At 66.2% G+C, this 19,731-nt stretch carries 22 protein-coding genes and 1 other RNA gene; 6 read left to right on the top strand and 17 right to left on the bottom strand.

Features of this window, described 5'->3' with window-relative positions; all coding sequences use genetic code 11:
- Nucleotides 1–37: 37 nt before the first annotated feature.
- Nucleotides 38–763 carry a queuosine precursor transporter gene (locus AC1Q7H_RS04820; RefSeq protein WP_492381000.1) on the top strand — a complete coding sequence of 242 codons (726 nt, stop codon included), beginning with the start codon at nt 38–40 and terminating at the stop codon, nt 761–763.
- Between the two features lie 2 nt (nt 764–765).
- Here AC1Q7H_RS04820 and AC1Q7H_RS04815 read toward each other — a convergent pair whose 3' ends face one another.
- The 4 genes from AC1Q7H_RS04815 to tyrS form a co-directional block, all read right to left on the bottom strand.
- Nucleotides 766–1,440: a histidine phosphatase family protein gene (locus AC1Q7H_RS04815; protein WP_035824657.1), complete on the bottom strand. Its 675-nt coding sequence runs from the start codon at nt 1,438–1,440 to the stop codon at nt 766–768.
- A gap of 64 nt (nt 1,441–1,504) precedes the next feature.
- Nucleotides 1,505–2,152 carry a YbhB/YbcL family Raf kinase inhibitor-like protein gene (locus AC1Q7H_RS04810; RefSeq protein ID WP_013955575.1) on the bottom strand — a complete coding sequence of 216 codons (648 nt, stop codon included), beginning with the start codon at nt 2,150–2,152 and terminating at the stop codon, nt 1,505–1,507.
- A 51-nt stretch (nt 2,153–2,203) separates the two neighbouring features.
- The gene (gene dtd / locus AC1Q7H_RS04805) at nt 2,204–2,665 is read right to left on the bottom strand and encodes a D-aminoacyl-tRNA deacylase (protein WP_010813898.1); all 462 of its coding nucleotides are present in this window, start codon (nt 2,663–2,665) and stop codon (nt 2,204–2,206) included.
- 10 nt (nt 2,666–2,675) lie between these two features.
- Nucleotides 2,676–3,917 (bottom strand): tyrosine--tRNA ligase, encoded by a 1,242-nt coding sequence (gene tyrS, locus AC1Q7H_RS04800; protein WP_211980717.1) that lies wholly within the window; start codon nt 3,915–3,917, stop codon nt 2,676–2,678.
- A 245-nt stretch (nt 3,918–4,162) separates the two neighbouring features.
- Between tyrS and AC1Q7H_RS04795 the strand changes: the two genes are divergently transcribed.
- Together AC1Q7H_RS04795 and AC1Q7H_RS04790 are read left to right on the top strand one after the other, a co-directional pair.
- Nucleotides 4,163–5,554, top strand: coding sequence for a M23 family metallopeptidase (locus AC1Q7H_RS04795; protein ID WP_013955573.1), 1,392 nt, complete (start codon nt 4,163–4,165; stop codon nt 5,552–5,554).
- 11 nt (nt 5,555–5,565) lie between these two features.
- Complete coding sequence (locus AC1Q7H_RS04790; protein WP_211982108.1) at nt 5,566–6,696, top strand: anhydro-N-acetylmuramic acid kinase; 1,131 nt, start codon at nt 5,566–5,568, stop codon at nt 6,694–6,696.
- Nucleotides 6,697–6,699: 3 nt separating this feature from the next.
- Here the strand turns inward: AC1Q7H_RS04790 and AC1Q7H_RS04785 are convergent, their stop codons facing one another.
- Nucleotides 6,700–7,605, bottom strand: coding sequence for a LysR family transcriptional regulator (locus AC1Q7H_RS04785; protein ID WP_211980716.1), 906 nt, complete (start codon nt 7,603–7,605; stop codon nt 6,700–6,702).
- A 90-nt stretch (nt 7,606–7,695) separates the two neighbouring features.
- Between AC1Q7H_RS04785 and AC1Q7H_RS04780 the strand changes: the two genes are divergently transcribed.
- The gene (locus AC1Q7H_RS04780; protein WP_211980715.1) at nt 7,696–8,493 is read left to right on the top strand and encodes a phytanoyl-CoA dioxygenase family protein; all 798 of its coding nucleotides are present in this window, start codon (nt 7,696–7,698) and stop codon (nt 8,491–8,493) included.
- A 58-nt stretch (nt 8,494–8,551) separates the two neighbouring features.
- Here AC1Q7H_RS04780 and erpA read toward each other — a convergent pair whose 3' ends face one another.
- The 4 genes from erpA to rplM form a co-directional block, all read right to left on the bottom strand.
- The gene (gene erpA / locus AC1Q7H_RS04775) at nt 8,552–8,920 is read right to left on the bottom strand and encodes an iron-sulfur cluster insertion protein ErpA (RefSeq protein ID WP_010813904.1); all 369 of its coding nucleotides are present in this window, start codon (nt 8,918–8,920) and stop codon (nt 8,552–8,554) included.
- Nucleotides 8,921–9,022: 102 nt separating this feature from the next.
- Nucleotides 9,023–9,511 (bottom strand): bactofilin family protein, encoded by a 489-nt coding sequence (locus AC1Q7H_RS04770; RefSeq protein WP_013955569.1) that lies wholly within the window; start codon nt 9,509–9,511, stop codon nt 9,023–9,025.
- Nucleotides 9,512–9,766: 255 nt separating this feature from the next.
- Nucleotides 9,767–10,159, bottom strand: a complete 393-nt coding sequence (gene rpsI / locus AC1Q7H_RS04765; protein ID WP_010813906.1) for a 30S ribosomal protein S9 — start codon at nt 10,157–10,159, stop codon at nt 9,767–9,769.
- 12 nt (nt 10,160–10,171) lie between these two features.
- Nucleotides 10,172–10,600 carry a 50S ribosomal protein L13 gene (gene rplM, locus AC1Q7H_RS04760; protein ID WP_010813907.1) on the bottom strand — a complete coding sequence of 143 codons (429 nt, stop codon included), beginning with the start codon at nt 10,598–10,600 and terminating at the stop codon, nt 10,172–10,174.
- A 742-nt stretch (nt 10,601–11,342) separates the two neighbouring features.
- On the opposite strand from rplM, the gene AC1Q7H_RS04755 reads away from it, so the two are divergent.
- Nucleotides 11,343–11,765 (top strand): OsmC family protein, encoded by a 423-nt coding sequence (locus tag AC1Q7H_RS04755; RefSeq protein WP_013955568.1) that lies wholly within the window; start codon nt 11,343–11,345, stop codon nt 11,763–11,765.
- A 54-nt stretch (nt 11,766–11,819) separates the two neighbouring features.
- Here the strand turns inward: AC1Q7H_RS04755 and rnpB are convergent.
- From rnpB to AC1Q7H_RS04730, 5 genes are all read right to left on the bottom strand, one after another.
- Nucleotides 11,820–12,160, bottom strand: an RNA gene (gene rnpB / locus AC1Q7H_RS04750) — RNase P RNA component class A.
- A gap of 34 nt (nt 12,161–12,194) precedes the next feature.
- The gene (locus AC1Q7H_RS04745; protein ID WP_211980714.1) at nt 12,195–13,022 is read right to left on the bottom strand and encodes a DUF3025 domain-containing protein; all 828 of its coding nucleotides are present in this window, start codon (nt 13,020–13,022) and stop codon (nt 12,195–12,197) included.
- Between the two features lie 20 nt (nt 13,023–13,042).
- Entirely contained in the window at nt 13,043–14,077 is a 1,035-nt protein-coding gene (pyrC, locus tag AC1Q7H_RS04740) for a dihydroorotase (RefSeq protein WP_011614536.1), read from the bottom strand.
- A gap of 44 nt (nt 14,078–14,121) precedes the next feature.
- The gene (locus AC1Q7H_RS04735) at nt 14,122–15,429 is read right to left on the bottom strand and encodes a glycerate kinase type-2 family protein (protein WP_211980713.1); all 1,308 of its coding nucleotides are present in this window, start codon (nt 15,427–15,429) and stop codon (nt 14,122–14,124) included.
- Nucleotides 15,426–16,499, bottom strand: coding sequence for a tartrate dehydrogenase (locus AC1Q7H_RS04730; RefSeq protein WP_013955565.1), 1,074 nt, complete (start codon nt 16,497–16,499; stop codon nt 15,426–15,428). Before AC1Q7H_RS04730 ends, AC1Q7H_RS04735 begins: the two co-directional genes overlap by 4 nt.
- A gap of 139 nt (nt 16,500–16,638) precedes the next feature.
- On the opposite strand from AC1Q7H_RS04730, the gene AC1Q7H_RS04725 reads away from it, so the two are divergent.
- Nucleotides 16,639–17,469: a class II glutamine amidotransferase gene (locus tag AC1Q7H_RS04725; protein ID WP_013955564.1), complete on the top strand. Its 831-nt coding sequence runs from the start codon at nt 16,639–16,641 to the stop codon at nt 17,467–17,469.
- Nucleotides 17,470–17,531: 62 nt separating this feature from the next.
- Here the strand turns inward: AC1Q7H_RS04725 and AC1Q7H_RS04720 are convergent, their stop codons facing one another.
- Genes AC1Q7H_RS04720 through AC1Q7H_RS04710 form a run of 3 tightly spaced genes read right to left on the bottom strand, consistent with a single transcriptional unit; the run spans nt 17,532 to nt 19,684 of the window.
- The gene (locus AC1Q7H_RS04720) at nt 17,532–18,266 is read right to left on the bottom strand and encodes an amino acid ABC transporter ATP-binding protein (RefSeq protein WP_013955563.1); all 735 of its coding nucleotides are present in this window, start codon (nt 18,264–18,266) and stop codon (nt 17,532–17,534) included.
- Nucleotides 18,263–18,946, bottom strand: coding sequence for a glutamate/aspartate ABC transporter permease GltK (gltK, locus tag AC1Q7H_RS04715; RefSeq protein ID WP_211980712.1), 684 nt, complete (start codon nt 18,944–18,946; stop codon nt 18,263–18,265). The genes AC1Q7H_RS04720 and gltK overlap by 4 nt, the downstream gene beginning before the upstream one ends.
- A gap of 9 nt (nt 18,947–18,955) precedes the next feature.
- Nucleotides 18,956–19,684 carry an amino acid ABC transporter permease gene (locus AC1Q7H_RS04710; protein WP_013955561.1) on the bottom strand — a complete coding sequence of 243 codons (729 nt, stop codon included), beginning with the start codon at nt 19,682–19,684 and terminating at the stop codon, nt 18,956–18,958.
- Between the last annotated feature and the right edge of the window lie 47 nt (nt 19,685–19,731).

Genomic DNA, 19,731 nt, shown 5'->3' with positions numbered 1-19,731 from the left:
AAACACCGCGCGCCAGCGCGTCCGACCGGGAGCCCCCATGTCCGCCGTCCCCGCCAGCACGACCCAACCGGGCCGTGTCTACCGCTACTATGACTTAGTCATGGTGGCCTTTGTCACCGTGCTGCTGTGCTCGAACCTGATCGGCGCGGCCAAGGCGGCGCAGGTGACGTTGCCGGTGATCGGCACGGTGACCTTCGGCGCCGGGGTGCTGTTCTTCCCGATCTCCTACATCTTCGGCGACGTGTTGACCGAGGTCTACGGCTACGGCCGCGACCGGCGCGTGGTCTGGGCCGGCTTTGCCGCGCTGGCGTTCGCCACCTTCATGAGCCTGGTGGTGTTGAACATGCCGGTCGCGCCCTTCATGGCGGACTACCAGAAAAGCCTGGAGGAGGTGTTCGGCAACACCTGGCGGATTGCGCTCGGCTCGCTGATCGCCTTCTGCTGCGGCAGCTTCACCAACAGCTACGTGCTGGCCAAGATGAAGCTGTGGACGTCGGGGCGGTGGCTGTGGACGCGCACGATCGGCTCCACGCTGGCCGGGGAGCTAGTCGACTCGTCGCTGTTCTACGTGATTGCCTTCTACGGCATCTGGCCGCTGGAGAAGGTGATCCAGGTGGCGGTGGCGCAGTACGTGCTGAAGACCGGCTGGGAAGTGGTAATGACACCGGTGACGTACAAGGTGGTGGGGTTCCTGAAGCGGGCCGAGAACGAAGATTACTTCGACCGCAATACCGACTTCACCCCGTTCCGCGTCCGCGTGTAGCGCTACGGCACGCGCCGGTCCACCTCGTCCAGCGCCAGGTTTTCCAGGTGGCTGACATCGCCCCACTGCGCCAGCGTCAGGTGGGTGCTGTCGCTGCGTAGCCGGTTGACGCTGGCATTGAGCAGTTCATGCTGGCGCGGCGCTTCCAGCGTCATGCCGGTGGCCTCGCGGTACAGGCAGTCGAGCACGCCGCCGTGCGCCACCAGCGCGATGCGCTCGCCGGGATGCCGGCGCGACAGCGCCAGCACCACCTCGACCGCGCGCTCATGGAAGCCCAGCAGCGACTCGCCTTCAGGCGGCGCGTAGTCCGGCACGCGCGCCTGCCAGCGGGCGAAATCCTCGGGCAGGTGCTCGGCCACTTCGGCGTAGGTCTTGCCCTGCAGCGTGCCATAGCTGCGCTCGCGCAAGCGCGCATCGGGGCGCACCTGCAGCCCCAGCACCTCGGCCAGCGGCGCAGCGGTTTCCATCGCACGCGACAGGTCGCTGGCATATACCGCATCGATCGGCTCGCCCGCCAGCGCAGTGGCCAGCGCGCGCGCCTGGGCGCGGCCGGTCTCGTTCAGGGGAATGTCGAGCTGGCCCTGCAGCCGGCGCTCCCGGTTCCAGGCCGTTTCGCCGTGGCGGATCACGATCAGGTGGGTATAGGCCAGCGAATGCGGCCCGGGGCTTTGCGACATGCCGTTTCCTTCGGGATTTCCTTGAGGCCGGGCACTGCGCGGCTGGCGCGGCGCCGGCCAGGCGTTATTTCGCCAGCTTCGGGTTCAGCGTATAGGTTCCGGTGAGGCTGGCCTGCGCCAGCACATGGCCCTGGATCGCGTCGCGCACCTGCGCGCCGGTGAACGTGCCATCCAGCGGCAGCCGGTCGACGTCCAGCGCATACAGCGTGAACACGTAGTGGTGCAGCAGCGTGTCGTTCCACGGGGGGCACGGGCCGTCATAGCCGTAGTAGTCGCCCTTCATGTCGGCATCGCCGGCGAACCAGCCGGTGTAGTCGTTGATGCCGTGGCGCAGGCCGCCCGCGGTGGCGGTGCCGCCGGCGGCTTCGGGGCCCGGCTTGCCGCGCGCGATCACACCGTCGCTGTGCGAGCCCGCCGCGATCGAGGTCAGGCCCGGCGGGATGTCGACCAGCACCCAGTGGAAGAAGTCCACGCGCGGCAGCGAGGCCGGCACTTCGCGGCCTTCCTGGTTGACGTCGTCGCCCTTGCTGGGGACGTCGCGGTCGTGGCAGATCAGCACGAACGAGCGCGTCTCGGCCGGGGCGTCTTCCCAGTGCAGGTCGGGATTGCGGTTGTTCGACAGGGCCACGTGGGCGGTGGCGTCGGGCACGCAGAAGGCGAACTCGCCGGGAATCGGCGCGTTGTCGTTGAAGGACTTGCTCCAGAGTTTCATTTGTCTCTCCTGTCTTGGTGCCGCGCCGGGGCGCGGCAGCTTGGAATCTGTTCAGGCCGGCGGCACCCGCAGCCAGAAGGTGACCGGGCCGTCGTTGACCAGGCTGACCTGCATCATCGCGCCGAACTCGCCGGTCTGCACCTGCGGATGGGCGGCGCGCGCCTGCGCCACGAAATGCTCGTACAGGCGCCGGCCGTCCTCGGGCGAGGCAGCGGGCGTGAAACTCGGCCGTGTGCCGCTGTTGGTATCGGCCGCCAGCGTGAACTGCGACACCACCAGCAGCCCGCCGGCGTTGCCGTTGCCGTCCATGTTCTGCACCGGCAGGTTCATCTTGCCGGCCGCATCGGAAAACACCCGGTACGACAGCATCTTGGCCAGCAGCCGCTCGGCCTGCGCCTCGGTGTCGCCGCGCTCGGCACAGACCAGCGCCAGCAGGCCGGCGCCGATTTCACCGGTGGTGCGGCCTTCTACCGTGACGCGGGCCTGGGCCACCCGCTGGATCAGCGCGATCATCCCGGCCGCCTCAGGCCAGCGTCACGCGCGCGAAGCGGCGCTTGCCGACCTGCACGACATAGGTGCCGGCGGCCACCCTGGTGGCCTTGTCGCTGACCGTGGCGCCGTCGATCTTGACGCCGCCCTGCTCGATATTGCGGTTGGCTTCCGAGGTGGACGGCACCAGGTTGGCCTGCTTGAGCAGCTGCGCGATGCCCAGCGGCGCGCCGCTCAGGCTGACTGCCGGGATATCGTCCGGCACGCCGCCGCGGGCGCGGTGGTTGAAATCTTCCAGTGCCTTCTCGGCATCGGCCTGGCTGTGGAAGCGCGCCACGATCTCCTGCGCCAGCAGCACCTTGCAGTCGCGCGGATTGCGGCCCAGCGCGATTTCCTGCTTCATCAGCTCGATCTCGGCCAGCGGGCGGAACGACAGCAGCGTGTAGTACTGCCACATCAGGTCGTCCGAGATGCTCATCAGCTTGCCGAACATCTCGTTGGGCGCCTCGGTCACGCCGACATAGTTGCCCTTGGACTTGGACATCTTCTCGACGCCGTCCAGGCCCACCAGCAGCGGCATGGTCAGGATGCACTGCGGCTCCTGGCCGTATTCCTTCTGCAGCTCGCGCCCGACCAGCAGGTTGAACTTCTGGTCGGTGCCGCCGAGCTCCAGGTCTGACTTGAGCGCGACCGAGTCATAGCCCTGCATCAACGGGTAGAGGAACTCGTGCACGGAAATCGGAATCCCGGAGCGGAAGCGCTTGGTGAAATCGTCGCGCTCCATCATGCGCGCCACGGTGTACTTTGCCGCCAGCTGGATCATGCCGCGCGCGCCCAGCGGATCGCACCACTCGCTGTTGTAGCGGATCTCGGTGCGGGCCGGGTCCAGCACCAGGCTGGCCTGGCGGTAGTAGGTCTGCGCGTTGGCCTCGATCTGCTCGCGCGTGAGCGGCGGGCGCGTGCTGTTGCGGCCCGACGGATCGCCGATGGTCGAGGTGAAGTCGCCGATCAGGAAGATCACCTGGTGGCCGAGGTCCTGCAGCTGGCGCAGCTTGTTCAGCACCACGGTATGGCCGATATGGATGTCGGGCGCGGTCGGATCCAGGCCCAGCTTGATGCGCAGCGGCACGCCGGTGGCCTCGCTGCGCGCCAGCTTCTGCGTCCACTCGGATTCGATCAGCAGCTCGTCGCAGCCTCGCTTGGAGACTTCCAGGGCCTGCATCACCGACGGCGTCAGGGGGTATTTGGCCGTGGGGCCCGTGGCAACTTCAGTCATGACGTAAGTCTTTGAAATACTTGAAATTTTAGGAAATTTCCTGACAGCCGCCAGGGCCGGATTTTGGTATAATCCGCGATTCCCGGCGCCTACGGAAGCCTTTCCAGTGCGCTACCCGCCACTTTGTGCAGCAATGCTGGCGGCCAAATAACAGTGAAGAGCCCGCGCCGCACCTCGGGGGAGGAAGGCAGACGAGACACATCGTCCCCGGCAGTGGTGCTCAGACCAAGGTTGAATTTTACGTGATGTGGTCCAGACTCCGCGAAGTTTTCGCGCGTGAGCTGGTGGTTCTTGTCGATCCGACCAACCCCCAGCACGCGCGGCGGCGCAAACAACTGACGGCCTCGGTGGGCGCAATCTTCACGCTCGGCATGGCCGCGGCGATGGGCGTTGCGCCGCGCAGCGCCTTTGACGATCCGCTCGCACCGCGCACGCAGCAGGCGCTGCGCATGCCCGACGTGCGCGAGCAACTTGAACAGCTTACCGACAACCAGGCCGTCTACGTACGCGAAGAGCGCATGCAGCGCGGCGACACCATCGCCAGCCTGCTCAAGCGGCTGGGCGTGGACGATGCCGACGCGCAGGCGTTCATCGTCAAGAACCCGACCGCGCGCGGCCTGTTCAACCTGAACCCGGGCCAGGCGGTGCAGGCGGAGATCGACGAAAGCAACACGCTGGTGTCGCTGCAGGCCAACCTGGGCGGCGATGCAGCCGCCTCGCGCGAGCTGGTGATCGAGCGCGTGCGCGCGGCCAGCGACGATACCGCCGCCACCTACAAGGCCAAGGTGCAGCGCGTCGACAACGACGTGCACTACGAGATGGCCTCGGGCGCGATTTCCGCGGGCGGCTTCTTCAAGGCCATGGACGCGGCCAACGTGCCCGACGAAGTCGTGCAGCAGATGCTGTCGATCTTCTCCGGCGTGATCGACTTCCACCACGACATCGCCAGCGGCGACCGCTTCCGCATCATCTACGAAGCGGGCTTCCGCGACGGCACCTTCGTGCGCAACGGCCGCGTGGTCGCATTGGAGCTGATCAACCGCAACCAGCTGCACCAGGCGCTGTGGTTCGCGCCCGAGGACAGCAAAGACGGCGGCGCCTACTACACCTTCGACGGGCGCAGCATGAAGCGGCCGTTCCTGCGTTCGCCGGTGGAATTCTCGCGCGTGTCGTCGGGCTTCGGCGGCCGCGAGCACCCTCTGCATCATGACTGGGCGCAGCACAAGGGCGTGGACTTCGCCGCCCCGACCGGCACCAAGGTGCTGGCCACCGGCGACGGCGTGGTCGAGTTCGTGGGCCAGCAGAACGGCTACGGCAATATCGTCATCCTGAACCACGCCAACGGCTACTCGACCTACTATGCGCACCTGTCCGGCTTTGCCGGCATGCGCCAGGGCCAGCCGGTGCGCCAGGGCCAGCTGATCGGCTATGTCGGCTCGACCGGCTGGGCCACCGGCCCGCACCTGCACTATGAGTTCCGCTTCAACGACGTGCCGCAGAACCCGCTGACCATCACGCTGATGGAATCGCCGACGCTGACCGGCAAGTCGCGCCAGGAATTCCTGACCTACACCAGCGGGCTGCTCAGCCGCATCAATGCGCTGCGCACCTACAACGTGCTGACCGCCTCCAACTGACCGTGCCCATCGTGACCCAGCCCGTGCCTGGCAGCGAACGCTATATCGGCATCATGTCCGGCACCAGCATGGACGGTGCCGACGCGGTGCTGGTGGATTTCAGCGGCGCGCGGCCCGCCGTGCTGGCGGCCGCCAGCCAGCCCTTCCCCGACACGCTGCGCGCGGCATTCTCTGCCCTGCAGCAACCGGGCGAGGACGAGATCCATCGCGAGGCGCTGGCAGCCAATGCGCTGGCGCAGGTCTACGCCGACTGCGTGGCCGCACTGCTGGGCGAGGCACAGGTCGACGCGGCCGCAGTGGCCGCGATCGGCGCCCACGGCCAGACCATCCGCCACCGGCCGGGCCTGTATGACGGCATCGGCTACACCCGCCAGAGCCAGCATCCGGCGCGTCTGGCCGAGCTGGCCGGCATCGACGTGGTGGCGGACTTCCGCAGCCGCGACCTCGCCGCCGGCGGCCAGGGCGCGCCGCTGGTGCCGGCGCTGCACCATGCGCTGTTCGGCAGCGACGCCGAAACCCGCGTTGCCTGCAATATCGGGGGCATCTCCAATATCAGCATCCTGCCCGCGGCGGGCGGCGCCGTCAGCGGCTTCGACTGCGGCCCGGGCAATGCGCTGCTCGACTACTGGATCGGCCGCCACCGCGGGCTTCCCTTTGACAGCAACGGCGACTGGGCCGCGAGCGGGCGTGTCGACGCCGCACTGCTGGCGCAGTGCCTGGATGAGCCCTACTTCAGCGCAGCGCCGCCCAAGAGCACCGGGCGCGACCTGTTCCATCCGGGCTGGCTCGAAGCCCGTCTCGCCTCGTTCCAGCACCTCGCACCTGCCGATGTGCAGGCGACGCTGGCCGCGCTGACGGCTGAGGCCATCGGGCGCGACGTGCGCACCCACGCGCCCGATGCGCGCCGCCTGATTGTCTGCGGCGGCGGCGCCCGCAATGCGTTCGTGATGGCACGGCTGGTGCAGGCATTGCCCGGCGTGGCCATCGAGACCTCGGAAGACTACGGCGTGCCGGTGTCGCAGGTCGAAGCCATCGCCTTTGCCTGGCTGGCACGCCAGTGCCTGCTGCGCCAGCCCGGCAACGTGCCCACCGTGACCGGCGCCGCCGGGCCGCGCGTGCTGGGCGCAATCTATCCGCGCTAAGCGCTAGGGCAGGCGCATCGCGCCGCCCGCTTCCACCCAATCCATGAACGCCTGCGCCAGCGGCGAGGCCCGCATGGCCGGCGAGCGCGCCAGCACCACGCGCTGCGGCGTCACCGGCTCGCGCAGCGGCAGGCAGGCGATCGGCACGCCGTCGTAGCTATGGTCGCCGGCCGGGCGCGTGCACGACAGCGCCACGCCATAGCCGTGCGCCACCAGTCCGCGCTGCATCTCGAAGGTCTGCGTGTACTGGTGCAACACCGGGTGCAGGCCATGCGCCCAGAACAGCGACAGGAAGTACTCGCGCGTCTGCGGGATGTCCTCGAGGATCAGCCGTTCGCCTGCCAGGTCGGCCAGGCTCACATCGGTGCCGCTTGCCAGCGGATGGCCGGCGGGCAGCAGCGCATAGGGTGCCAGTTCCGCCAGCGTGCGGCGCTCGGTGCGGGCATCGAGCCCCAGTTCATAGGTCAGCGCCAGTTCGGCCTTGCCCGCCTGCAGCGTGCGGTGGACGGTCGCCAGGTCGGCCTCGAACAAGGTCACCGAGATGCCCGGATGGTGCCGGCGCAGCCCCGCCAGCAGACGTGGCACAAAATACGGCCCGAGATCCTGGAAGCAGGTCAGCGAGAGCTGGCCGGTCAACCCCCGGCCGGTGGCGTCGTCCACGGTGAGGCCGGCCGCCAGCGCGAGGATGTCTCGTGCCCGCCCCAGCAGGCGCTGCCCGGCGGGCGTCAGGGACAACCCACGGCTGACCTGGCGACTGAAGAGAGGCTCGCCCAGGGTGTCTTCCAGCTGCGCGATCGCGGTGGAGACAGACGGCTGCGACACATGGCGCGCCCGAGCCGCCGCGCTGATGCTGCCGTGCTCGGCTGCGGCGACAAAGTATTCGAGCTGGCGGAAAGAGAAGGGGATCATGATTTCCTATATCGCAACATAGGAAATATATGCTTTTCCTATCCCCAACGCATGGCGATACTGGGCACATCGCCCCCACACAACATCGCCATGAACATCACCCAGGAACAGATCGACACCTACCAGCGCGACGGCGTGCTGGTACTGCGCGGCGCCTTCACCGACTGGGTCGAACGGCTGCGCGACGGCTTTGCGCAGAACCTGGCCGAGCCCGGCCCCTTTGCCATCGAGAACGTACGGCCCGGCGAAAGCGGGCGCTTCTTCGAGGACTACTGCAACTGGCAGCGCATTACGCCGTTCGATGACTTTATCCGCCAGTCGCCGGCGGCTGCCATTGCCGGGCGCATCATGCAGTCGCAGGCGGTGCAGGTGTTCCACGAACACATCCTGGTCAAGGAGCCCGGCACGGCCAAGCCCACGCCGTGGCACCAGGACCTGCCCTACTACTGTGTCGACGGCACCCAGACCGCGAGCTACTGGATCCCGCTGGATCCGGTGACGCAGGCCAATACCCTGCGCGTGGTGGCCGGCTCGCACCGCTGGCCGCGGCTGGTGCGGCCCAAGCGCTGGGCCAGCAACGAGAACTTCTATGGAGGTGACGACGCCTTCATGGAGATGCCGGACGTGGAAGACGGTAGCTACACCCTGCTCACACCGGAACTGGAGCCGGGCGATGCCGTGGTGTTCGACTTCCGTACCGTGCACGGCGCTGCCGGCAATACCGGCAGCGGGCGCCGGCGCGCGTTCTCGGCGCGTTTCCTGGGCGACGACGTGCGCTTCATGCAGCGGCCCGGGCGCCCCTCGCCGCCCTTCCCCGGCATCGATCAGCAGACCGGCGAGCGCATGCGCGAAGATTGGTTTCCCGTGGTCTGGCGCGCCGCCCGGTAAGTCATCGCGGAAAAGAAAAAACGCACCCGAAGGTGCGTTTTTTTGGGACCGGTGTCGGTCAGACCGAGAACGACGAGCCGCAACCGCAGGTGGTCGAGGCATTCGGGTTCTTGATTACGAACTGCGCGCCGTTGATGTCTTCCTTGTAATCGATCTCGGCGCCGACCAGGTACTGGTAGCTCATCGAGTCGATCAGCAGCGTGACGCCGTTCTTGACCATGGTGGTGTCGTCTTCGTTGACTTCCTCATCGAAGGTGAAGCCATACTGGAAGCCGGAGCAGCCGCCGCCCTGCACGAACACGCGCAGTTTCAGCTCGGCATTGCCCTCTTCCTCGATCAACTGCTTGACCTTGTCGGCGGCGCTGTCGGTAAAGACGAACGGTGCCGGCACGTCCTCGGTAACGGGTGCCTCTGCGACTGCGTTCATGGGGTGTTCTCCTGTTTATATACGCCTGTATTCTAAGCGCTACTGGAAGATCGTGCCGAAACCCTGTGTTTTCAAGGGGGTTCCCGGCATGGCGGGTGCCGCTCAGGCGGCTTTTTCAGTGGGATGCGCGTCGCCAGCGGGCACTGCGCGGTCCGTGGCGGCAGCCTCGTCCGCCGCTTCCGTCACTTCAGCCGCCGGCGCCGCCTCGAGCAGGTTCGGCAGCGCCTTGATCTCGCCTTGCACCAGCGGCATCAGGCGGCCTTCGACCAGCGCGCCCTGGTGCATTTCCAGCGCCGCATAGCGCACGTCGCCCAGCACGCGGGCATGCGGCTGCAGTTCGAGCAGGTCGGTGGCCTGCACCGGACCCTTGACAGTGCCGTTGAGCACCAGGTGGCCGACGCTGATCTCGCCCTCGACCATGCCTTTTTCGCTGACCACCAGCATGCTCGGCTTGCCCGGCGCCGCGGTGACGTTGCCGCGCACGCGGCCGTCCAGGCGCAGGCCGCCGGCAAAGACCAGGTCGCCGTCGATAGCGGTGTCTTCGCCGATCAGCGTATCGATCGAAAGGCCCTTCTTTTTCGAAAACAGCATCACTCTCACTCCTCTCTCGTTCGTGCCGAACCCTCCGGCCGTGGCGCATTCGCGCCGGCAAGCAGCACTTGCCGATGGCGACAGGGCGTGATTGTAGCCGCGCGCAGCCCATACCCCACAAAAGTATGGCTGCCCAATCGCTTTTTCGGCAGGCCAGAGTATTTCCGTACCCTGCAGGCGAAAAAAAACCGCACGGCCAGCGTGCGGTTTTTTTGGTCTCGCAAGATCCGGCAGTACCGGACCTGCGAAAACGCATCAGCGCTTCGAGAACTGCTTGCGACGACGCGCCTTGTGGAAGCCGACCTTCTTACGCTCGACTTCACGTGCATCGCGCGTGACGTAGCCAGCCTTCGACAGGGCCGACTTCAGGGTCGCATCGTAGTCGATCAGGGCGCGGGTGATGCCGTGGCGCACTGCGCCGGCCTGGCCGGTTTCGCCACCGCCGGTCACGTTGACCTTGATGTCGAACGTTTCAGCGTGAGCGGTCAGTTCCAGGGGCTGGCGCACGATCATCAGCGAGGTTTCGCGAGCGAAATACTCTTTGATGGGCTTGCCGTTGACGATGATATCGCCCTTGCCCGACTTGATGAAGACACGAGCCACAGCGCTCTTGCGGCGGCCAGTACCGTAATTCCAGTTACCGATCATGGATTGGCCTCCTTAGATTTCCAGCGCCTTGGGCTGCTGCGCTTCATGCGGATGCTCGGCTTCGGCGTAAACCTTCAGCTTCTTGATCATCGCGTAGCCCAGCGGACCCTTCGGCAGCATGCCCTTGACAGCCTTTTCCAGGGCACGGCCCGGGAAACGCTGCTGCATCTTGCCGAACGTCGTTTCGTAGATACCGCCCGGGTAGCCCGAATGGCGATAGTACTTCTTGTCCGTTTCCTTGGTACCCGTGACACGCAGCTTTGCTGCATTGACGATGATGATGTAATCACCCGTGTCGACGTGCGGAGTGAATTCCGGCTTGTGCTTGCCGCGCAGACGGCGTGCCACTTCGCTGGCGACACGGCCGAGGACTTTGTCCGTCGCGTCAATCACGTACCAGTCGCGCTTTACCTCATGAGGCTTGGCGGAAAAGGTCTTCATGATTTTTCCTGACTATTAGTTCGTACCCGAAATCCGACTCGCGAAGGCTTGTACTCGCCCCTGCAAGTCTTGTGGCTGGCCCGTGAAGGCTGGCCTGGTCCTGCTCTTTCTTCCGCGGGTATGACGGAAAGCCTTCCATTATACTGGTGGCTGCCGGAACCGCACAAGCAAAGACTGATCTTTTCGTCAAGGTCGCCGCCATGGCGGGGCCAAGCCAGGGCAGCCTCGCGCACTGCCAGGGCAGCCTCGCGCACTTTGTCATGCACGGTGCACCAGGGAGCAGGGGCGAAAAAAAACCCAAGCTGTTGAGCTTGGGTTTGAATCCACCAAAGGAGGAGGGTGGAGGAGACACTGGGAGATCGACGGAGGGACTGGCGGGCGGTGCGGCGAGCTGGGGGCTTCGCTTTCGCACTCTGGCGCGCTGTCGGTGCCGTCGTTCAATGATTCAAATTATACATGGGGTTTTCCCCAGTGCAAGGGAAATTTGCACTGCGAAATGCCATTTCGTATTACGGAAAGAAAGACGTGACGCGCCAGAGAGGTAATTTCAATTCAAAATCAATGACTTATGCAACATCCAGCTATGTCATTGAACTGTCATACTAGAGGAAACCCTCAGATTTCATACGGGTATGGGCGTCAGAAGCCCAAGCTTGACGATGCCATATACTGAGAATTGCAAGATTCGAGATCATGCGTTTGTGATCGGGAACACACAATATAAACGACAGGAACGAACAAAATGGAATGCAAAGTGACATGGATGGGCGCGGACGGCATGAGCTTCGTGGCCCAGACCGGCAGCGGCCATATCGTGGCGATGGACGGCGCGCCTGAGGGCGGCGGCCACAACCTGGCACCGCGGCCGATGGAGATGGTGCTGCTCGGCACGGGCGGCTGCACCGCCTATGACGTGGTGCTGATCCTCAAGCGCGGCCGCCAGGACGTTTCCGGCTGCAGCGTCCAGCTGCAGGCCGAGCGCGCCGGCGAGGACCCCAAGGTCTTCACCCGCATCAACTTCCATTTTGTGGTGACCGGCAAGAATCTCAACCCCGCCACGGTCGAGCGTGCCATCAAGCTGTCGCACGAAAAGTACTGCTCGGCGTCGATCATGCTGGCCAAGACGGCCGAGATCACGCACACGCTGGAAATCGTCGAAGCCTGAAGGGAAGATGCAGACCCGGTACACCGTGGTGGCGCCGGGTCATGCCATAAGAAGAAGCAAAGCAGGCCGATAAGCCGGATTCTGTGCGCCCCGCCCGCCTTGCGGCAAACGGTGCGTGACAACCATTCCTCTAGGCCGGCTGTTACCAGCCGGCTCCAGCTCCCTACCCGCAGGCTCAGCGGGCCGCTTCATCGCCTGCCTATTTGGGATTGCTCCAGGTGGAGGTTACCGCGTTTCACCCTTCCCGCCGGGCGAACCCGGCGGCAAGACTCGTCTCTGTGGCCCTATTCCGCACGTTGCCGTGGATGGCTGTTAGCCAACACCCTGCCCTGTGGAGTCCGGACTTTCCTCCCCCTGCACCTTGCGGTGCAGGCAGCGGTTGCCTGGCCTGCTTTGCGGCCCGCAGTCTAACACCGATTGGCGGCGCCTTCAGCCGGCGCGCCGTCCCGGGCGGAACACCGCGGTATCGGCGTAGAAGCCAGGTTCGGCATTATCGTCGCACCAGCCCGGGATGCCCAGCACCGGCAGCGGCGCAAAACTGCGCCCGCCGCGCAGCGCGCCAGCCTGGGCCGCAGCGGCAAGGGATTGCGCCAGCATGGCGTCCAGCGATGGGCCTGCCGCCTGCTGCGGCGCCAGTGGCAGCACCCACGCATGCGCAGTGACCGACTTGTACGGCTGCACCAGCTTTTCGAGCAGCGCGTGGCCGAACGGCACCACCGTGCAGGCCCTGCCCCACGCCGGCCTGGATTCGACCAACAGCCGCTGCCACGCAAACCCCTTGAGCGCATCCACCAAGCCCTGATCGGCGCTGACAAAGAGCACCGCATTCTCGTCGAACAGGGTCGCCGCATCGCGCACGCCGCCGCGCGTGGTCTGCACGCCTTCGCGCGCGATGACCTCGGCCTGGATCTGGTTGAGCACGCGCTTGCCCCGCGGGAAATGCAGCCAGGTCAGCGCGTTGAAGAAATCGTGGAGATTGTCGCGGGTCGGGATCTCGCCCGTGGCATGGATATGCGCCTCATAGGCGCTGCCTTCGGGCAAGGCATGCTGGGCGATAAAACGCAGCGGCAGGCCGCGGGCGTTGCGCAGGCGAAGTTGCGCTGCATACGCGTTTAGCAGCGCGCGCAAATCGGCGCCGCCCTGCACCGCCGCAGCGAGCGCGGCACCCCGCGCCGCAAACGGCTGGAACCACGGCCGGGACCAGTCGATCCCGGCCAGCGCGGCGACGAAAGGCTCGTCGGCCGCGGGCACCTGCATGGCCAAGGCCCCAGCAGGGTTTAGCGGGCCTTCCAGCGCAGCGTCTCGCCGCCGCGCAGCGGCACCAGCGTGGTGTCGCCATAGGGCAGCTCGGCCGGCAGTTCCCAGTCCTCTCGCTCCAGCGTCAGGGTACCGGTGTTACGCGGCAGGCCGTAGAAGGCCGGACCGTTGAAGCTGGCAAAGGCTTCCAGCTTGTCCAGCGCGCCGGCGGCGTCGAAGGCCTCGGCATACAGCTCCATCGCATGCAGCGCGGTATAGCAGCCGGCGCAGCCGCAGGCGTGTTCCTTCAGCCCGCGCGCGTGCGGCGCGCTGTCGGTGCCCAGGAAGAAGCGCGGGCTGCCCGAGACCGCGGCCGCCACCAGGGCCTCGCGATGGGTCTCGCGCTTGAGCACCGGCAGGCAGTAGTAGTGCGGGCGGATACCGCCGGTGAAGATGGCGTTGCGGTTGTAGAGCAGGTGGTGCGCGGTGATGGTGGCGCCCACCGGGCCGCTGGCGTCGCGCACGTATTCGGCCGCGTCCTTGGTGGTGATGTGCTCGAACACCACCTTCAGCTCGGGCATGTCGCGGCGCAGCGGCGTCATCACGCGGTCGATAAAGACGGCTTCGCGATCGAAGATGTCGATGCTGGGGTCGGTCACCTCGCCGTGCACCAGCAGCGGCAGGCCCGCGCGCTGCATCGCTTCCAGCGCCGGGTAGCAGCGGCGGATATCGGTCACGCCGGCGTCGCTGTTGGTGGTGGCGCCGGCCGGGTACAGCTTGACGCCGTGCACGAAGCCGCTGGCCTTGGCCGCGGCGATTTCTTCGGCCGTGGTGTTGTCGGTCAGGTACAGCGTCATCAGCGGCTCGAACTGCAGGCCGGCCGGCAGCGCCGCCAGGATGCGGGCACGGTAGGCCTGCGCCTGCGCCACCGTGGTCACGGGCGGCTTCAGGTTGGGCATGATGATGGCGCGTGCGAACTGGCGCGCGGTGTCGGGCAGCACGGCGGCCAGGGCCGCGCCGTCGCGCAGGTGCAGGTGCCAGTCGTCCGGGCGGGTGATGGTGAGCTTCTGGGTCATGGCTAGCTTGGGCCTGCCGCGGCGGCGGCTGGCGTTCGTCGAAATCAGAGAATCAGGATGGCGCGGTAGTCGTTCACATTGGTGCGCGTCGGGCCGGTGACCACCAGGTCGCCGATGGCATCGAACAGGCCCCAGGCGTCGTGCGCGTCCAGCTGGCGCAGTCCCGGCAGGCCGGCGGCCGCGGCACGCGCCAGCGTGGTCGGATCGGCCAGCGCACCGGCATTGTCCTCCGAACCGTCGATGCCGTCGGTGTCGGCCGCGATCGCGTGCACGCCAGGCATGCCGTCAAGCTCGACCGCCAGCGACAGCAGGAATTCGGAGCAACGCCCGCCCCGTGCCTTTGCGGCGCCACCGCCGGCAGGCAAAGTGACCGTGCACTCACCTCCGGAAATCAGCACCACGGGCGCGGCGAACGGCGCATTGTACGCGCGAATCTCGCGCACCAGCGCAGCGTAGACGCGGGCCACTTCGCGCGCTTCGCCGGTCACGGTATCGCCCAGCACCACCGGCGTGATGCCGCGTTCGCGGAACAGCGCCGCAGCCGCCTGCAGGCTGCCATGGGCGGTGGCGATCATGCGGTTGTCGACCTGGGCGAACAGCGCGTCGCCCGGCTTGGGCGTCTCCGACACCTCGCCGCGGGCGCCGCGCTCCAGGTGGGCCTGCACGCTGGCCGGCACCTGCGCGCCCCAGCGGCGCAGGATCTCCAGCGCATCGGCAAAGGTGCTCGGGTCGGCCACGGTCGGGCCCGAGGCGATCGCGCTGGGATCGTCGCCGGCCACGTCCGAGACGATCAGCGTGGTCACCGGCGCACGGCTTGCCTGCGCCAGCCGCCCGCCCTGGATGCGCGAGACATGCTTGCGCACGATATTCATCTCGGTGATCGGCGCGCCACAGCGCAGCAGTTCCCGGGTGGTGGCCTTAAGGTCAGCCATGGGGATGCCTTCGGCCGGCAGCGACAGCAGGCTGGAGCCGCCGCCCGACACCAGCACCAGCAGCCGGTCCTGCGGCGTCAGCGACTGCACGCTGGCCAGGATATCGGCGGCGGCCTGCTCGCCGGCCTCGTCGGGCACGGGGTGGCCGGCCTCGATAACGCGGATATGGTCGGTCGGCAGCCCGTGGGCGTAGCGCGTGACCACCAGCCCTTCCAGCGTGGCCTTGCCCGCATAGGCACGCTCGACCGCCGCGGCCATCGACGCCGCGGCCTTGCCCGCGCCCACCACCAGCGTGCGGCCGCCCGCGTGCGGGGGCGGCAGGTGCTGCGCTACGATCTGCAGCGGATCGGCGGCCGCCACGGCGGCGTGGAAGCTGTCCAGCAGGAGTACGCGCGGCTCGCCCGCGCCCGCCGTGCTCACAGCGCCTCCGCGATAGCCTGGCCCAGGTCGGCCGTGCCGGCCTTGCCGCCGATGTCGCGCGTCAGCGGCGCGTGTTCGGGGCCCGCGGCCAGCACCTTCTCGATCGCACCCAGCACGGCAGCGCCGGCGGCTTCATGGCCCAGGTGCTCCAGCATCATGGCGCCGCACCAGATCTGGCCGATCGGGTTGGCCACGCCGCGCCCGGCAATATCCGGGGCCGAGCCGTGCACCGGCTCGAACAGGCTGGGGAAGGTGCGGTCCGGGTTGATATTGCCCGACGGCGCGATGCCGATGGTGCCAGTGCAGGCCGGCCCCAGGTCGGACAGGATGTCGCCGAACAGGTTGCTGGCCACCACCACGTCGAACCAGTCCGGATGCTGGACGAAATGCGCGGTCAGGATGTCGATGTGGTACTTATCGACCTTGATGCCGGGGTAGCTGGCCGCCATCGCCTCGACGCGCTCGTCCCAGTACGGCATGGTGATCGAGATGCCATTGGACTTGGTCGCCGATGTCAGGTGCTTCCTGGGCCGCTTCTGCGCCAGCTCGAAGGCAAACTTCAGAATGCGGTCGACGCCGGTGCGGCTCATCACGGTTTCCTGCACCACGATCTCGCGCTCGGTGCCCGGAAACATGCGCCCGCCGATGCTGGAGTATTCACCCTCGGTGTTCTCGCGCACCACATAAAAATCGATATCGCCAGGCTTGCGGCCGGCCAGCGGGCTCCTGATGCCGGGCATCAGCCGCACCGGGCGCAGGTTCACGTACTGGTCGAACGAGCGCCGGAACTGCAGCAGCGAGCCCCACAGCGAGACGTGGTCAGGCACGGCATCAGGCCAGCCCACCGCGCCGAAGTAGATGGCGTCGTACTTGACCAGCGTGTCGAACCAGTCGTCCGGCAGCATCTTGCCGTGGCGGGCGTAGTAGTCGCAGCTGGAAAAGTCGAAGTGGTCCCACTGGAAGTCGATGCCGAAGCGCCGCGCCGCGGCGTCCATCACGCGGATGCCCTCGGGCATGACTTCCGTGCCGATTCCGTCTCCGGGAATCACGGCGATCTTGTATTGGCGCATGGTTATTGGGGAGATACGTGCAGGATGGCCGGTCGCCGCGCGCGGCCCGGCCGACGCTGCTTGGCAGCGGCCCGGGTGCGCGGGATAATGTCTGCATTCTATTGCAAAGCGGCAGCCCGCTGCCGACCGGTGCCCCGATATGTGCCAGCTGCTAGGCATGAACTGCGCCACGCCGACCGACGTGACGTTCTCCTTCACCGGCTTTGCCGCGCGCGGTGGCCTGACCGACCATCACGCCGACGGCTTCGGTGTCGCCTTCTTCGAGGACAAGGCCTGCCGCCTGTTTATCGACAACCAGTCCGCCGGCACCTCGCCGGTGGCAGACCTGATCAAGCGCTACCCGATCAAGTCCAAGAACGTCATCTCGCATATCCGCAAGGCCACGCAAGGCACCGTGCTGCTGGAGAACTGCCACCCCTTCATGCGCGAACTGTGGGGCCGCCACTGGATCTTTGCCCATAACGGCGACCTGAAGGGCTTCACCCCGTTCCTGTCCGGCGTCTACCAGCCGGTGGGCGACACCGACAGCGAACTGGCCTTCTGCACGCTAATGCAGGGCCTGCGCAAGCGCTTCCCGGGTTCGCAGCCGCCGCTGAACGAGTTGTGCCATGCGCTGGCCGACATCACCCGCGAGATCACGCTGCACGGCGTGTTCAACTACCTGCTGTGCAACGGCCAGGCCCAGTTCGCGCATTGCTCCACGCACCTGTACTACATCGTGCGGCAGTGGCCGTTCTCGACCGCGCACCTGATCGATGCCGACCTGTCGATCGACTTCGCCCAGGTCACCACGCCGGACGACCGCGTGGCGGTGATCGCCACCCAGCCGCTGACCGACAACGAGACCTGGACCCGCTTCGCCCCGGGCGAGCTGATCATGTTCGAGGACGGGCGCCCGACCATGACGCTGACGGTGCCGATCCCGCCGGAAGTGCAGGCGAAGAACGCGGCCAACACGACCTGCACCTGAGACATCAGAACGAAAAAAAAGGGACGCCGAGGCGTCCCTTCTTGCTTGCCCTGCCAGGCCGATCAGTGATGCAAAATCTTCGACAGGAACTGGCGCGCGCGCTCGGAGCGGTGTTCGATATTGCCGAAGAACTCCTCCTTCTCGCAGTCCTCGACGATCTTGCCCTGGTCCATGAAGATCACGCGGTTGGCCACCTTGCGCGCGAAGCCCATTTCGTGGGTCACGCACATCATGGTCATGCCTTCCTGGGCCAGCTGCACCATCACGTCCAGCACTTCGTTGACCATCTCCGGGTCCAGCGCCGAAGTCGGTTCGTCGAACAGCATGCAGATCGGATCCATCGACAGCGCGCGCGCAATCGCCACGCGCTGCTGCTGGCCGCCCGACAGCTGACCGGGGTACTTCTCCGCCTGGCTCTTCAGGCCCACGCGGTCCAGGTACTTCAGGCCCTTGGCCAGCGCCTCTTCCTTTGAGCGGCCGAGCACCTTCATCTGCGCGATGGTCAGGTTCTCGGTGATCGACAGGTGCGGGAACAGCTCGAAGTTCTGGAACACCATGCCCACGCGCGAACGCAGCTTGGGCAGGTTGGTCTTGGGATTGCCCACCGAGGTGCCGTCGACCAGGATATCGCCCTTCTGGAACGGCTCAAGCGCATTGACGGTCTTGATCAGCGTGGACTTGCCCGACCCGGACGGGCCGCACACCACCACCACTTCACCCTTGGCGACCTTGGTGGTGCAGTCGGTCAGCACCTGGAAGGCACCGTACCACTTGGAGACATTGTTGATTTCGATCATACAGCCACCTTTTTCTGGTAACGCTTGACCAGCAGCGAAGCGGAGAAGCAGATAACGAAGTACACCAGGCCGGCGAACAGCAGCATCTCGACGATGCGGCCGTCACGTTCGCCGACGCCATAGGCCTGGCCAAAGAAGTCGGCCAGCGCGCTGACGTAGACCAGCGACGTATCCTGGAACAGGATGATCCCTTGCGTCAGGAGCAGCGGCACCATGTTGCGGAACGCCTGCGGCAGGATCACCAGCCGCATCGACTGGCCATAGGTCATGCCCATCGCCTGCGCCGCGAACATCTGCCCGCGCGACACGCTCTGGATGCCCGCGCGGATGATTTCCGAGTAGTACGCGGCCTCGAACAGCGCAAAGGCCACCAGCGCGGACGTCATGCGCAGGTCGGTCGCCGGCGACAGGTTGAACAGGTTCTGCAGCACCTGCGGGATGATCAGGAAGAACCACAGCAGCACCATCACCAGCGGGATGGAACGGAAGATGGTCACATACCCCTGCGCAAACCAGTTCAGCAGCTTGAACGACGACAGCCGCATCATCGCCAGGATGGTGCCCCAGACAATGCCCACCACCACCGCGGTGACGGTGATCTTGAGAGAGACCATCATGCCCTCACCCAGGACATGAAGCGTGGCAGGGGTGATGGAGGTGAAATCGAAGGAATAAGCCATGGCGCCCCCTTACTTGCCGCCGATGAAGCCGGGCACGCGCGTGCGGGCTTCCACCCAGCGCATGATCAGCATCACCGTCACGTTGATCAGCGCGTACATCAGCGTGACCGCGATGAACGATTCATACGGGCGCGCGGTGTAGTCCACCAGTTGCCGGCCCTGCGCCGCCAGTTCCAGCAGGCCGATGGTCGACGCCACCGCCGAGTTCTTGAAGATGTTCAGGAACTCGGAAGTCAGCGGCGGCACGATCACGCGGAACGCCATCGGCAGCAGCACGTGGCGGTACGTCTGCGGCAGCGTGAAGCCCATCGCCAGGCCGGCGTTCATCTGCCCGCGCGCCAGCGAGTTGATGCCCGAGCGCACCTGCTCGCAGACCCGCGCGGCGGTGAAGGTGCCCAGGCACAGCATGGCGGCCAGGAACTGCTGCGCGAACGGGTTCATCTGCTTGATCGCCTCGCCGCCGGGCAGCAGCTCGGGCGCGACGAAATACCAGATGAACAGCTGCACCAGCAGCGGGATGTTGCGGAAGATTTCCACATAGGTGGCGGCGATGCCCGCCAGCCACTTGTTGGGCACGGTGCGCAGCACGCCGAGCACCGAGCCGATGACCAGGGCGATGACCCAGGACGAGAGCCCCAGCGCGAGCGTCACCTTCAGGCCCGAGATCATCCAGTCCAGGTAGGTCTCGTTCTGGGCGGCCTGTTCGAGGAAGACTCCCCAATGCCAGTTGTAGTTCATGTTGCGTCCTCAAAAAGAAACGGAAGGACATGCCTTCCGTTTCACAC

The organism is Cupriavidus sp. GW823-FHT06D04, assembly GCF_058795055.1.
The sequence above is the reverse complement of the archived record's forward strand: the minus strand, read 5'-3'. Positions and strand labels throughout refer to the sequence as shown.